The following is a 14,985-nucleotide window of genomic DNA, read 5'->3' as shown; positions in this document are numbered from 1 at the left end:
CCAAAACGATCTTAGTATTAGTTTCAAATATTATAACTTAACGCATTTATAAAAGTATTCTATTAAATTTCTGAGGTAGAAATACAAATCAGCTTTTAGCTTTTATCCTTTCCCAATGAAATATCAAACTCATCAGGAGTACCTTCGATTTTTATATTAATAAATCGCACATTTTTGCTTTCATCCCTATATTGAATCTCATCTACCTGATCTTCCGATGCTTCTTTTTCTTGCCGAATAACTTTTGCATTCCTGCTTTAGTCACTACCTGCAATGGTATTCGCAGATAATATTCCATTTCCAGATCCATGTTTTGTTTTCCGGAGATTTCAAAAAACCCAATTGTAGAATTAATATTCATGGATGGAATATTTAAATATCCGTTATTTAGGTCCAACTTATTCTGAAGGGTATCAAAACGTACGTTACTCAAATTTTTATCTCCAAAGTAATCTGATAATGCATCAAAGGCCGGATAATGATTCAGGCTTCCATTTACAACTTTTAAATCCATATGTAATTCTGAATCATCAATGATTGGAATCATATCGGCATGCATATGAATTTTTCCATTTATTGTACCACTAAGCTTTCCATGAAGGTTTTCTGAAACCAGGTGATCTTGTCCGAAGTTTTCAAATTTGAAAAGCAGTTTGTCAAGATCTACATTACTGACCTGCATTTTAGGGCTGAAATAGATTGCTTTAGGGTCTGATCCATTAAAATAACCATTCAGATCAACTTTGCCTCCCGCAGCTTTCAATGACATCGTATCAATATAAATGTAGTGATTTTCTTTCATCCTGCCTTTTAAGACAAAATCATCCAAAAGATATCGGTGGTAATTCAAATGTCCGATATCAAATGAGAAGTCCATATTGCTAAAAGGCACTTCAAAAATATTGAATCCTGCTTCGTGGTCCTCGGGTGTCATTTTCTGATCATCCGGTGGAGGATTGTATGCAAACAGCTGATCAAAGTCTAATCTCGGAGCAGTTAATTTAAATGTATGATGGTGGTTTAACGTGTCTTCAGAAAGATCATACTTAAAGTCTATTTTAAAATTTGAGTTGCCTACTTTTCCTCCGACATTGCTGGCTTTAATTGAGGTACTATCAATAAAAAAATCACCGCTGAATTTCTCAAACCGCATGTGATGGACTTTCATGTTCGTTTCCAATGCTGAAATAGCAATGTGTGATGAAACCAGTTTATGATTGAATTCCAGTTTAGCCACTCCCTGGATATGCAGATCAGAAAACTCTTCGTGGCGATAATCTTCAGGAACATGATTTTCGCCACCGTAAGCAAACAGATCGTCAAGTTGTAAAATATCTGAGTTTAGATGAAAGTTTACTTTGGTCAAACCAACAGGCCCCTCATCAAACCAGAGGTCGTAGTTTTCAAGTTTACCGTTAAAATGAAAATCACTTTCATCGATCATACCTGTAAAGTCGATAATTTGAAAGTTTTCATTATCCACTATAATGTCTGCATTAAAATCATGTAGCTCATGTGGATAATTATGCAGATTAGCATGAAGCTTTTCAATAAAAAACTCACCGACCGGAAGGTTAGGAGACTCTGTGAATGCCCTGGCAGAACTTTTAAACTTAAACTTTGTACGTAGGTCAGTGATCACTTCATGGATCGAAGAACTGTCCCCTTCTATCCTTGTCAGTTCTGTAAGATCTATACGGGAAGATTTAATATCGAGAATTGCTTCTACAGGTAAGTCGGTATGATGTAAAATTGCCGGTAGATCTGAGATCATTGCTGTTATAGAAATATCCGAAGTACCTATTTCCCCTTCAAATTTTTTGACTTTGGCAGCATGACCATCCATAGTAAGGTCAACATTGACATCTTTGATAGGTAATGGATATTTACTGCTGTTAAAGTTCAGGTTGTCAATTTTAAGAACAGTGTAATAGGATTCATTGAGTTTTTCGATGCTCCTTTCCGGATGTTCAAGATCAATGATGTCGTGAAAATTCATGGTAAGTGAAATCTTGCCACTTACATCCTGCAGGTTTTGAATGTCTAAAAATTCTGCAAGAAAATCGAGATTAAAATCAGATGTCAATTGAAGATCGATATCCGGAGAATCGAAATTTTTGACATTTAGCTTACCACTGAAATTCCCTGCTTCCGGCTTAGCTGAAAAGTCAATAATGCTGAGGGCCATTGTACTGGCATCTCGTTTTTCACCATTGGTAAAGTGCCCTTCAAAATATAATTCATTGACTGATTTATCAGCTTCTGTATTATTTATAAATGCTTCTTCGCAACCAAAATCGACATTTACCGCAGGATTATGTCCGTTGATCGATTTCCCTTTAACACTCGCATCGAAATAAATTCTACCTCCATTATCATAACGCTCTAAGGCAGGCATGATTTCAGGTGGAGCAAAGGCTAGAAAAAGATTAAAGTTAGGCTTATTACCCTTGAAATTAAGGTCGAGAAACATGTCATTTTCAAAATCAACGCTTCCATCCATTTTAAATAAGGCCTTTTCTATATTGAGTTCAGAGGGAAGAATTTCCAGTTTACCCGTTTTGGCATCAAGATCTAATGTAGTATGCAGATCAATGTGCTTGTCGTGAAGAAACGTAGTATCCCCATCGGCGATCAGGTTAAACAGAAATTTGCTATCTAATTCTATATAAGTATGGTCTTTAGTTGTTTTGAAACTCGATTCAGCCTCATTTATAAAAGCTTCAGCAAGGAGGTTGTTTTCCTCATTGAGCTTCATCAGGTCGATATTTTTCAGATTCACCGCATTCAATTCCAGGTGCAAATGATCTTCCTCATGGGTAATGCTGTCAGTAGCTGAAGTCAGTGCATTGGCGATATTAAAAGACCCATCTTTATGCTGCACTAATTTGATGAATCCACCTTCTAATTTGATGGCTTTGATATCGTATTCACCTCCCATCATTGACCAGATATCAAATCCAATGTATGTATCTTCCAGGTGAAGAAGTAAAGGGCTGTCTGCTTCTTTGCTTTCAAATACTTTTACATGTTCCAGATCGATTGAAACATAAGGGAAGTTAGCAAAAGGAGAAATATGACTGCCTTCAATTTCTAGTTTTCCTCTGAAATCTTCGTTTAGATAATCGACCATTTCGTGAACGATCTGCTGCTGGTTAGCATACACAACGCTGATTCCAATTGCAGGAATTATAATGACTACAACAACGAATGGAATGATCCATTTTTTCCAGGATCTTTTTCTAAAAAATGAGGCCATGAATCTTTAAAAAATTTAGATCAGTAACTTATTAAAATCCATGATTTGAATCAAGTGTTTTTAACGGTTGTAAAATTAAATGTGCTTTTTATAGCTTAATTGAATTAGAAGGTATGTGTTTTCTTATCGGCAATTAAAGAGCTATTTGGGATATTCTATCTTAAACTCCCAAAAAGCCATTTAATTGATATTGGAAACAAATTTTATTCATTCTTCAACTCTTCCAGGTCCTTAATTATTCCTTTCATCTTGTTAATTAAACTGCCATACATCATTTTATTCGATACGCTGTATGCCAGGAGGGAAAATAGAGAAAAAAATACACATAGAATTATAATGAGAATCACCACAGGTACCAGACCATCTTTTTCAATAATCGTCTGGATGGGATCTGTCTTTATTGAAATCATATAAATTAAGGGAGCTACAATTACTGGTAATACAACCCCCATAAACACTTTGTAAAATTTAATAGTAGACTTAATCCATTCCATAAATGACTTTAGATAAGTCAGTGGCTCATTGGTCAGATCTACCCTGTCAGCTTTTCTGATCATTAACCAGTTAATTCCAAAAATCATTAGGATAACAGCCGCTCCATAAATGCCTTCAATAAGGTAGTTAAAAACGTATCCGCCTATTATAACCATGGCTGATATCGCCAGTAAAGACAAATTATCAATCTTTAACCGGCGCATCATCTTGTCGATAGTCATTTCAGATTTCTTTTCGTACAGGCCGATTAGTTTAGGAGCTAACAATTCATTGTTTTTAAATGCACTTTTCCAGGTTCTTTCAATTGACTTTTCCATCGATAATTTTTTTTAATCGTTTTTTAATTCGTTTTACACGTACACCTACATTGTTAGCTTTCAAATTGAGCACTTCACCGATTTCAGCATATGATTTTTCTTCGAGATAGAGAAGAATCAGGACACGATCGACTTCTCTAAGCTGCTTAATCGCACCGTACAACATCTGAACCTCTTCATTTTGAAATGCACTATTGCTTGTTTCGATATTTAAATCATCCGGCAATGACCCCTCCACTTTTTTCTTTTTGTCCTGGCGATTCAGGGTCAGGCATACATTTAAAGTAATGCGGTACACAAAAGTTGACCATTCGGAGTTACCCTTGAATTTTTCTCTGCTTCGCCAGATTTGCAAACACACTTCCTGGTAATAATCTTCGAAATCAGATTCAGTATCTGTGTAAGCCCTGCATATTTTAATAATGATGCCGGCAAAGGGTAAAATCTCTTGTTGGTAAAAATCTCTGCTCACGTTTCTAACTTATAGGTTTATCTGGTTAGTGGCAAAAAATCAAAATCATTACACCTTGGTGGTGATTTTTTTAATTTATTTTTTTACGGATTAAAAATCCTCTTTTATTATAGATTCGAGATACGCTGCGCTTACATCTCAAACAGCTTTAGATGGCTGGAATTAGAGAATAGCTGTAGCTATGAATATAATTCGATGAGATTGCCAGTTAAAATTATAATAAACAAGGGCACACTTAGCGAAAAAATTATTTTATACGAATATTATTGATTATTCTCAATCATAACACATTATCCTTTTCTGTATCGGAAGTTTTTTGATTAAATCTTTTGAGTTCGTGCAAGGTGGCCCATAATCCAACTGAGAAAACCAGAATAAAAATACCGGCTAATGGAACGATCAGTGCTCCTTTTATTCCACTTGCTACCAGTGAAGGCTGAATATCGCCGGCTGCCTCAATCATTTCAAAAGCCAACCAAATTTCATAAACGTATCCCCCAAGGCTCGATAAGAATACAATAAGTCCCATTACCCAGATCAGTCGAATGCTGATATCTTTGTTTTCGTTATTCCAGATTATTCTTCCCTTGAATACTGCTGTCAATAAAATAATTGCGGAAAGAATATAAAACGGGGTGGAGTAGGGACCTAATTCACTAAAAAAATTCATGTATTAAATATTTTAAAAATAGCTCTTAAATTATTTTACAATGTTAACATTTGAAAATGTAAAATGAAATTGATCCTCAGCTTGAAATAGGTCAATTGATTTGAGATGCATTGGTAAGGTCTTCCGAATAACTCCCTGATGAATTTAATCTAATAAAAAAGGATACGACCAGATGTCGTATCCTAATTTACCTTGTATCGAGAGTTTGATTTCTTAATCGTTACTCTACCATTATTCTTTCATATTTAGAGAAGAAAATCTCATTTGTGTTAATCATACTATTGGTAAGAATTACCCTGACATTATTTAAACATTCTTCTACTGTCAGAACTGTTCCAATGTTAGGTAAAACCATGCCTTTGTTCAGGTCCATGGCCTGAACATACTGTACGATTTTGTTAACTGTTTCTATCCTTGGTCTTTCGGCTAAAGAATACATACACGATCTTTTTGTTTCTATAAATGTATAGTTTAAGACCGGATTTGGTAACCAATTGTTTGTCGAAATTCGTCGAAAAACTGCTAACTAAATGAAAGTCAGATAAATAAATTTAACTATTATTTCTGCCTCCGCGGTTACCTCCTTTATGGTGTTTTTTTCTCCTGAAATTCCGTTGATTTTTTTCCTTGTTATGATGCTGATGACGCTTACTTAACTTGCGCTCCGGCTTCTTACTACACGGTTTCTTTTCAGGTTCTTCTTCACCATCCGGTCTTTCATAAGGATGGCCTTCGACGATAGTGACCTCCTGTTTAATTAATTTTTGAATGTCTCTGAGGTAGGCTTTTTCATCCCTGTCGCAAAATGATACAGCTACACCGGCTTTGTCTGCTCTTCCGGTACGACCTATTCTGTGAACATAAGTTTCAGCAACGTTTGGAAGGTCATAATTGATCACCAATTCAAGTCCGTCTACATCAATACCCCTTGCGGCAATATCAGTTGCAACCAATACTGAAGAGTCACCTTTCTTGAATTTATTTAACGCTTTTTGACGAGCAGTCTGCGATTTATTTCCGTGGATTGCATCTGCCTCGATGCCTGCCTGATTAAGTTTTTTAACGATTTTATTTGCTCCATGCTTAGTTCGTGAAAATACAAGTGTAGATTCTTCAGAACCTTCTTTTAAAATGTGTAAAAGGAGATTGTTTTTGTTCCTCTTACTAACATGGTAAACCTTCTGAGTAACTTTTTCGGCTGTAGGCTTTTCAGGTTTGATGGTGATCTGCTCCGGTTCGCCAAGTATTTGCTGTGACAGTTCTACAATAGGCTTAGCCATTGTCGCAGAAAAGAAAAGAGATTGCCTTTTCTTTGGAAGCTTCTTGATGATCTTTTTAATATCATGGATAAAGCCCATGTCGAGCATCTGATCTGCTTCGTCAAGAACAAAATATTTTATATGATCAAGAGAAATAAATCCCTGATTGATCAGATCGAGTAATCGCCCGGGTGTTGCTACAAGGATATCTACTCCATGATGCAGGGCTTTGGTCTGAGCACCTTGTTTTACACCGCCAAAGATTACTGTATGCTTTAAATGAGTGAATTCACCATAAGCAGCAATACTTTCTCCGATTTGTACAGCAAGTTCTCGTGTTGGAGTAACAACCAACGATTTTATTTTTCTTTTTCCCTTCCCTTGAGAAGGTTCGTTTTCCAGATGTTGAAGTATAGGGATAGTAAATGCCGCTGTTTTACCGGTACCGGTCTGTGCACATCCTAAAAGATCTTTACCTTGTAATAAAACAGGAATGGCTCTTTCCTGTATCGGGGTAGGGTTTGTGTATCCTTGCTTATTCAAAGCATGCAGGATAGACTTATTAAGCCCTAATTCATTAAATGTCATATATTCTTAATTAGACTGCAAAGGTAGCTCTTTTACACTAGATTTTTATCAAAAGTAAGTTTTCTAAGTTTTTACCAATTTTGGAAGAAAAGAAAAGCATGGAGTTTATGGTACTCCATGCCTTAACAATAATGAGAACTGATGCATTAAAGTAAATTCAATTACCTGTTTACTAAACGATTAATAATTTCCTTAAGTATAAAATGAGTAAATATAATTTTAGATTGTCAGGTAGCTCGAAGAAGGATTTCTTTCCAGATATCCTTATCAGCATCCATAAAGTGGCCTTTATCTTCTATAAAATGACAAATAAAGTTCTTTTTACCCTCATAGTAATTTTTCACCGGGTCTATTGGGGTTAACGTGTCATCAATGCCATGCCAGATTTCAACAGGTATTTGGATGTCTTTTGGTTCGAATCCCCATGGTTTTGATAGCAACGATGGTTCTGTCGCTGCTTCATGTACAGACTGGCGGAAAGCTTCTTTCATGGTGTTTAATATGATATTTCCAGCTTCTTCCTTTTGGATAAACTCCCGGTCTGAAGAGCATAGGTGATCAACCTGGTTCTGGACATGATGAATATATTTATCAGGGTCTTTAGCTATCATTTTTCTACTACCGTTTAAAATCCACTTTGCCAGGAAGGGGAGATATTTAGCCAGGAAAAAAGCATTTCTGTTTTCTGAACACATTTCTTTAGGTGGTCGGCCATTAATGAATGGAACAATCGAACTTATCGAAGTTGCCTTAATGACTCTATCAGGGGATCTGTAAGCACAAGCCAGGGAGTAAACTGATCCACCGGATATTCCCAGCACAGCATATTTATTGATATTCAGATGATCTGCCAATGCATTAATATCGTCAGCAAAATCGATTATACTTCTTCCTTTTACAGGTGTAGATAAACCATATCCGGGCCGGTCAACTGTGATCAGTTTTATATTCTGAAGTTTTGACTCTTCATCATCTTCTGTAAACCAAATCCGTGAACCCGGAGTACCATGAAATGCGAAAACAGGCCTGCCCTCTAATGCTCCGTAAATAGTGTAACTAATTTTTCTACCTGAAGGTAAATTAAATACAAGCTCTTTATTAATAGCTTTATTACGATTAATAAAATTAGTTTTCTCCATTAATTTATTTTTGATTTTTTTAATTAAAATGAGTTGATGATCGTCTGTGCCGTGACGAGATCATCATAAAAAGAAAATTTATCAGTTATTTTTCTGGTACTTTTAGAGGACTCAGTTATTCGAAAAACCTTAAGATCCTGAATTTTATCTTTTGTAAAAAGGTTCTCTTCAAGTGAATTTTCCAAAAGTGAACGGGTTTGAGAAAGGCTTGCTGATTCGTGGATAATAACAACCGGCTGATCTTCATCGGTTTCTTGTTCTAATATCTTTAACAAGCTTATCAGATCCCCTGGAGCAATGCCTGAATACTTTTTAAAAGCTCTGATAAATGTTTCATAATTATTGAAACCGATATCAAAGGCAATTTCTCTGACCGGAGCCTTTGCTCTGATTAATTCGATGCTTTTGCTAATTCTGATCATTTCCAGGTATTTTGCTGGTGTATACCCGGTCTGATTTTTAAATAATCTTCGGAAATGTACAGGGGAATAGCAGGCTATATCTGAAAGAATTTTGATGTCTGAATCTGACGCAAAATTACTTTCGATATGCATTACCGCATTATATATGTTTTCATCAGCTAACATATTGTAAATATAGGAAGCTGAAATAATATGGTTATGACGATTTTGATCAAATGTCTTTTATAATTTAAAGTTTCTTAGCCCAATCAAAGCCCTCCTGCTTTGCATGGTCAATAGGAGTAAGTCCATCGTTGTCTTTAATGTCCTTTTTTGCACCCTTTTCTATTAGTAATTTTGCGATTTCTTCCTGACCATACTTGCAGGCAAAGGTAAGTGCAGTATCTCCGTTGGCATTTTGAATGTTTAGATCTGTACCTGCATTTATCAACGTTTCGGCGATTGATATTAATCCCTTAAATGAAGCGCCCATAAGTGGAGTATTACCAGCGGCATCTACGGCATTAGGGTTGGCTCCATTATCGACAAGCAGCTGCACCATTTTATCCTGGTCAAAGTAGGCTGCCATTACGAGAGGAGTAAATCCCCGTTCATCAATGTGGTCTACTATTTTAGGGTCATTTTCTATACATTGTTTGGCTATTTCTGTATTACCGGACCGAATTGCATTATTGAAGTCGTTTAAATCCATCGTTATATTTTTAGAAATAAATAAACTAATAACAGGAACTATTTAATAAGATAATGGTTTAAACGGACTTTTGAAAAATGAAATTTCTATTAAAGCAATAAAAAACCCTGAAGTTGAATCCATCTTCAGGGTTTTATTTTTTATGCGTCGATCAGGCCAAGTTCTTCGTAAGTAATTTTATGTTTCTCACTGGCCTGAGAACCTTCTTTTACAACTGTTGTGTTTGTCCATTTGTCGTGCCAGCCCTTATCTCCAAAAAATGAAAATGGTTCGAAAGGAACGAACCTGGAGAAAGTTCTGCCAATTACCTTTCCAATTGACAATTTTCCTTTTTCAGCCACAAGTTTTGAACCTGTTGCCATTTTTCCAGGGGTTGCCTGAAAAGTAGCTTCAAAGAAAATATAATAAAGGATTAAAGAAAGATAAAAGGCTATTTGCAAAGAAAGCTCATCGAACTCATATCCAAAATCAAGTACTCTTGCGAAGAATATAGAATTTTTTATCGCCAGAGCTAGGTAAAAAAAGCAGACCATCATATCTATTAGATAATGCGCAAATCGATAGCCTCTGTTAACAGGTTGATTTGCATTAGCAGAAATGATTTTGCTTTCATTTTCTTTAGTTATTTGTTTAATAATCTTAAACGATATGAAAGTCAAGATTACATTTTTAGCAAAAAAGGGAATCCATGACCAGTTATTTCCCAATGCGTAACTTATGTTTAAGTCGTCAGAGAGTTGGATAAAAATAAAATTTAAAGGTCCGAATATCATTCCTAATCCGGCGGTTAATAAAATTATTGAAAAACAAACTCTGAGTAAATTAGATCTTTTACCATCTGAGTAATAGTAGAGTAGAGCACCTATTAAAAAAAGTGTAAAAACCAATACGCTTATAATATTGATACTTCCCATTCCGGAATCATTCGAAATGTTTAATATATCTAATCCTTGCATCCAGAATCCTGCATTTGGTGAAATCCAATATAGAATTTGTTGAAATATGTTAGTTTCTCCCGGATCTGTAGCAAAAAAATAGTAGGTGAAGTCGGAAAATAGTCCCAGAACTCCAAGTATTAATGCTAAAGGGACAATAGGTAGTTTACTTATTTTCATTTTTAAAAAGTTGGTATAAATATGAATACCAGGTACTTCAAAAAGGTAAACAAAAAAAGCGACTGAAATTAATCAGTCGCCCCTTAGCAAAGCAATCAATCAGACTAATCTTTAACCAAATCAATTGAGAGCTTGCCGTATTGATCATTGGAATCATTAGCCCCTATCTGATAAGTATAAAATCCGTTTTCTAATGGTGTTTCACCAACGTAATCAATTGGTTGTATGGTATATACACTGCCATTGATCTCCAGTTCGACAAATGCGTATCTATATGCAATGTCAAACTGTTGATATTCACTCAAAGCACCACTCTTCAAATCTTCAAATTCCTTATCGTAAACTATTATATTTTTGTAGTCATACCTGCTGGTATTTTTCAATCTTATATTAACATCATTCGGACTTTTATTGTCATTGCATGCGAGTAATATAAGTAATATGACTAAATAATTAATGATTTTATTGGCCATTATTATAAGTTTTTTCACTTTATATTTAGCACAATAATTGTACCATATTGTCTAATATTTTAATGTCTAACATTTTATGTCAATCTTAATTTTGTTTTAAGATTACAATAATTTGCTGAGGATCTTCTGTAAAAAGAAATTACTTATTCACAGGATTCTAACAAGGGAGTAAATTTTTGATTAAAAAATAGAGGTATTCGTTTTGGTAGTAAACTTCTCTAAAAATTTCATTGCCTTATAAGAATTACCCCGATTATTTAATCTGGGGCTCCATACAGCTATACTGTATTCACCGGGTAAAACAGCTGCAATTCCTCCTCCTACACCACTTTTCCCAGGTAAACCAACCTTAAAAGCAAAATCACCAGCTTCATCATAGAATCCACACATTTGCATTATAGCATTGACACGTTTGGCTTTGCTGGGGGTTAATATTCTATTATCAGTTAATGGATCTGTCCCGTAATTAGCGAGAAATAAAAAGGCTCTTGACAACTCTCTGCAATTCATTTCAACAGAGCATAAATAAAAATAGAAATCGAGAACTTCATTCGGATCGTTTTCGATGTTATCAAAAGATTTCATAAAATGCACCAGGGCAGAATTTCTATCTCCAGTAGCTTTTTCTGACTCAGCAACCTGGGGATTGTAGTGAATATCTTCAGACTGAGCCAATTCTCTTACGAAACTAATAAACTCTTTTTTCGGGTCGTCCAGGTAACTAATCAATATATCTGATACCACTAATGCTCCGGCATTGATAAATGGGTTTCGTGGAATCCCCTTTTCGTATTCTAATTGCACCAAGGAATTAAATGGTGATCCGGAGGGTTCTACTCCAACGCGGTTCCAGATGCTTACTCCTTCATTTTTAAATGCCAGAATCAGAGATAAAACTTTCGCAATACTTTGTATACTAAATTTCTCACTGGCATCACCAAAATCATAATGCTGATCGGTAATGTCTGTTAAGTGGACGCCGAATTTATCAGGATCAATATGCTTGAGTTCCGGAATGTAATCAGCAACATGACCGAGATCATTCATATCTGTGATCTCGTCGGCTATCTCTCTGAATATCTTTCTGTAATCAAACACCATAATTCCCGTTTTTTGCGCAATTTAAGATGCATGAACTCATTTGAAAACCTTTGTAGAGGATATTCTAAATTAGTTTAAATCTTGTTATAGACAGCTATGTAATTTATAATTTAGAATATCTGGAATTGAAAATTTATCAAAAGGAAGCTTTTTGCAATGACAAGAGTGTGATTTCATATTTATAGTACTACCTTTGCATCCTTAAAATTTAAAAGGCTCGGAATCAAGCGATAGGGTGATCGTTTTTTCGGGTGAGGGTGTTAAGCCTTTTAAAAAGTATTTAAATGAAGAAGATTTTCAATTTATTCGACCTGAAACAAAAGGTTAATTATCCAACTGAGATTTTATCTGGATTAACTGTAGCACTCGCACTGGTTCCCGAGGCGGTAGCTTTTGCAATGATCGCTAAATTATCTCCATTAGTTGGTCTTTATGCAGCATTTGTAATGGGATTGGTGACATCCATTTTAGGTGGTCGCCCCGGAATGATCTCTGGTGCAACGGGAGCTGTGGCAATTGTGATTGCTGCCCTTGCGGTTTCTCATGGTCCTGAATATGTTTTTGCGACGGTTATTCTTGCAGGTTTGATACAGATTCTTGCCGGGGTGTTTAAACTCGGTAAATTTATGAGGCTGGTGCCCCAACCGGTAATCTTCGGATTTGTAAACGGACTGGCGGTCATCATTTTTATGGCTCAATTGGGGCAGTTTAAAAATGATTCGGGTGACTGGCTTTCCGGTATGCCTTTATATATGAATTTAGGATTGGTTTTGATCACCATGTTTATAATCTGGGGCTTACCAAAGTTAACCAAAGTTTTCCCGTCTTCGCTGGCAGGTATTTTAGCAGTATTTGGTTTGGTGGCAGTATTCGGTATTGATACGAAAACTGTGGGAGACATCGCTTCAATTGAAGGTGGATTCCCTCCGTTTCATATCCCCGATGTTCCTTTTGATATGGAAATGCTCAAATTGATCTTTCCTTATGCGCTGATAATGGCAGGTGTTGGATTGATAGAATCGCTGTTAACACTGAACATCGTAGATGAGATTACTCAGACGAGGGGACGTGGAAATAAAGAAGCAGTAGCCCAGGGTACAGCAAATATTTTATCGGGAATGTTCTCAGGAATGGGAGGCTGTGCTATGATTGGACAGAGTTTGATTAACATTAGTTCAGGCGCAAGAGCGCGACTTTCTGGTATTGTAGCTGCTGTCATGTTACTTGTTTTCATCATGTTTGGTGCCGGGATTATAGAACAATTGCCTATGGCGGCTCTTACAGGAGTTATGATCATGGTGGCTATTGGAACCTTCGAGTGGGCAAGTTTGAGAACTTTCCGAAGAATGCCGAAATCAGATGTTTTTGTAATGGTGTTGGTGACTCTAATCACTGTATTCCTGCATAATCTTGCTTTAGCTGTATTGGTTGGAGTGATTATTTCCGCATTAGTTTTTGCCTGGGATAATGCCAAAAGGATCCGTGCAAGAAAGCATATCGACGAGAACGGAGTTAAGCATTATGAAATTTACGGTCCGTTATTTTTTGGTTCTGTGAGTGTTTTCAATGAAAAGTTTGATGTTAAAAATGACCCTGATGAAGTAATTATCGATTTTGCTGAAAGCAGGGTAGTGGATCAATCGGCTATTGAGGCTCTTAACAAACTAACTGAAAGATATCAGAAAGAAGGTAAAACTATACACCTTAAGCACTTAAGTGAAGATTGCAGGAGGTTATTAAATAATGCTGATAAGTTGATTGATGTGAATGTGATGGAAGATCCGACTTACAAGGTTGTTGTGGATAAAGTATAATGGTCTGAATCTTAGTTAGACTACAATAAATAGATGAAAGCCGGAATTTGATTCCGGCTTTTTTTATTCAATTTCTTTCCACCAGTTATTGGGTTGTTTGTTTCTTTCCTTATTAAATATTTCTCCTGGAGAAGGAATATAAAATGACAGTCCTTTATGAGTTGCTTCCCTGGTAAATCTTTCTACAGGATCCGTCCAGCTATGAAGTGCTAAAGCAAATGCACCCCAATGCACAGGTATCGCCAATTTCGTCTGTGATACTATAGCAGCTTTTACTGCCTCTTCAGGAAACATGTGAATTTGATGCCAGTGCGTATTGTATTGTCCACATTCCATGAAACCTATATCAAAAGGGCCCAATTTTTGTCCGACTTCTTCAAAATGATTGTCATAACCACCATCTCCACTCCAGTAGATTGAATGATCGTCAGTTTTTAATACCCATCCTCCCCACAAAGATTTAGCCCGGTCAAAAAGACCCCGTCCTGAAAAATGACGCGAAGGTGTAAAAGTGATTTTGATACCTTCGAAATTGATATTATCCCACCAGTCAAATTCTGTTATTTCAGAACTTGCTACTCCCCATTGTTCCAGGTGCCTTGAAACTCCTAATGCGACGAACCATTTTGAGCACTTATTTTTTAATTTTTTAATGCTGTCCAGATCCAGGTGATCATAATGATCGTGAGTAATCAGAATGGCATCAAAATTAGGCAGTGAATCTATAATTGATAAAGTGTTGTCGCTGAATCTTTTGGAACCAATCGGAGAGATGGGAGCTGCATCACTGCCAAACATTGGGTCTATCAGTATTTTTACTCCATTGATATGAATCATTAGTACTGAATGACCATACCAGATAAATTTCGGTCCCTTTTCTGCTGAAAGGAATTTTTCAGAATCAAACGAATTTACTTCTATTGGTTCTTTCGGCCTTCTTTCTTTACGGTTCGTAAAATTTTGTTTTAATAATTTAGGTATGGTGGATAAATTAATATCCATCGTCGTTTTGGATAGATTTATAAATTTATCACCATCCCAGTTATCAGACTGCTTGAACTTTTCGAGATCTTTGTCTCTTACCGAATTACCAAATTGTGATAGTTTGATCATGTGCCTTATTTAATATAGACAACTTTACACTTTCAGAGTATGTTTTATAATGAGATG

14 protein-coding genes are annotated in these 14,985 nt (G+C 36.0%); 1 reads left to right on the top strand and 13 read right to left on the bottom strand.

The features are described 5' to 3' along the window. Positions 1 to 202: 202 nt before the first annotated feature. From DCC35_RS18515 to DCC35_RS18460, 12 genes are all read right to left on the bottom strand, one after another. Positions 203 to 3,259 (bottom strand): AsmA family protein, encoded by a 3,057-nt coding sequence (locus tag DCC35_RS18515; protein WP_137092204.1) that lies wholly within the window; start codon positions 3,257 to 3,259, stop codon positions 203 to 205. A 203-nt stretch (positions 3,260 to 3,462) separates the two neighbouring features. Beyond that, the gene (locus tag DCC35_RS18510; protein WP_137092203.1) at positions 3,463 to 4,071 is read right to left on the bottom strand and encodes a hypothetical protein; all 609 of its coding nucleotides are present in this window, start codon (positions 4,069 to 4,071) and stop codon (positions 3,463 to 3,465) included. Then, positions 4,055 to 4,543, bottom strand: coding sequence for an RNA polymerase sigma factor (locus DCC35_RS18505; RefSeq protein ID WP_137092202.1), 489 nt, complete (start codon positions 4,541 to 4,543; stop codon positions 4,055 to 4,057). Before DCC35_RS18505 ends, DCC35_RS18510 begins: the two co-directional genes overlap by 17 nt. A 280-nt stretch (positions 4,544 to 4,823) precedes the next feature. Beyond that, the gene (locus DCC35_RS21940) at positions 4,824 to 5,213 is read right to left on the bottom strand and encodes a hypothetical protein (protein WP_137092201.1); all 390 of its coding nucleotides are present in this window, start codon (positions 5,211 to 5,213) and stop codon (positions 4,824 to 4,826) included. A 220-nt stretch (positions 5,214 to 5,433) separates the two neighbouring features. Then, positions 5,434 to 5,652 (bottom strand): hypothetical protein, encoded by a 219-nt coding sequence (locus DCC35_RS18495; protein WP_137092200.1) that lies wholly within the window; start codon positions 5,650 to 5,652, stop codon positions 5,434 to 5,436. 112 nt (positions 5,653 to 5,764) lie between these two features. Next, positions 5,765 to 7,060 (bottom strand): DEAD/DEAH box helicase, encoded by a 1,296-nt coding sequence (locus DCC35_RS18490; RefSeq protein ID WP_137092199.1) that lies wholly within the window; start codon positions 7,058 to 7,060, stop codon positions 5,765 to 5,767. A gap of 227 nt (positions 7,061 to 7,287) precedes the next feature. Beyond that, the gene (locus DCC35_RS18485; RefSeq protein ID WP_137092198.1) at positions 7,288 to 8,199 is read right to left on the bottom strand and encodes an alpha/beta hydrolase; all 912 of its coding nucleotides are present in this window, start codon (positions 8,197 to 8,199) and stop codon (positions 7,288 to 7,290) included. A 23-nt stretch (positions 8,200 to 8,222) separates the two neighbouring features. After that, positions 8,223 to 8,786, bottom strand: a complete 564-nt coding sequence (locus DCC35_RS18480) for a helix-turn-helix domain-containing protein (RefSeq protein ID WP_137092197.1) — start codon at positions 8,784 to 8,786, stop codon at positions 8,223 to 8,225. A 64-nt stretch (positions 8,787 to 8,850) separates the two neighbouring features. Further along, a complete protein-coding gene (locus DCC35_RS18475) occupies positions 8,851 to 9,312 on the bottom strand; it encodes an ankyrin repeat domain-containing protein (RefSeq protein WP_137092196.1) in 462 nt (153 codons plus the stop codon). 140 nt (positions 9,313 to 9,452) lie between these two features. Next, positions 9,453 to 10,427 carry an RDD family protein gene (locus DCC35_RS18470; RefSeq protein WP_137092195.1) on the bottom strand — a complete coding sequence of 325 codons (975 nt, stop codon included), beginning with the start codon at positions 10,425 to 10,427 and terminating at the stop codon, positions 9,453 to 9,455. Positions 10,428 to 10,531: 104 nt separating this feature from the next. Next, positions 10,532 to 10,900, bottom strand: a complete 369-nt coding sequence (locus DCC35_RS18465; protein ID WP_137092194.1) for a hypothetical protein — start codon at positions 10,898 to 10,900, stop codon at positions 10,532 to 10,534. 180 nt (positions 10,901 to 11,080) lie between these two features. Continuing rightward, positions 11,081 to 12,001 (bottom strand): glutaminase, encoded by a 921-nt coding sequence (locus tag DCC35_RS18460; protein ID WP_137092193.1) that lies wholly within the window; start codon positions 11,999 to 12,001, stop codon positions 11,081 to 11,083. Between the two features lie 284 nt (positions 12,002 to 12,285). Here DCC35_RS18460 and DCC35_RS18455 point away from each other — a divergent pair, with 284 nt between their 5' ends. Then, positions 12,286 to 13,815 (top strand): SulP family inorganic anion transporter, encoded by a 1,530-nt coding sequence (locus DCC35_RS18455; protein WP_137092192.1) that lies wholly within the window; start codon positions 12,286 to 12,288, stop codon positions 13,813 to 13,815. 63 nt (positions 13,816 to 13,878) lie between these two features. Here the strand turns inward: DCC35_RS18455 and DCC35_RS18450 are convergent, their stop codons facing one another. Further along, positions 13,879 to 14,928: an MBL fold metallo-hydrolase gene (locus tag DCC35_RS18450; RefSeq protein WP_137092191.1), complete on the bottom strand. Its 1,050-nt coding sequence runs from the start codon at positions 14,926 to 14,928 to the stop codon at positions 13,879 to 13,881. Positions 14,929 to 14,985: the final 57 nt, after the last annotated feature.

This window comes from Mangrovivirga cuniculi, from assembly GCF_005166025.1.
GTDB lineage: Bacteria > Bacteroidota > Bacteroidia > Cytophagales > Cyclobacteriaceae > Mangrovivirga > Mangrovivirga cuniculi.
Note: the sequence above shows the minus strand (reverse complement) of the source record. Positions and strands in the feature narration are given on the sequence as shown.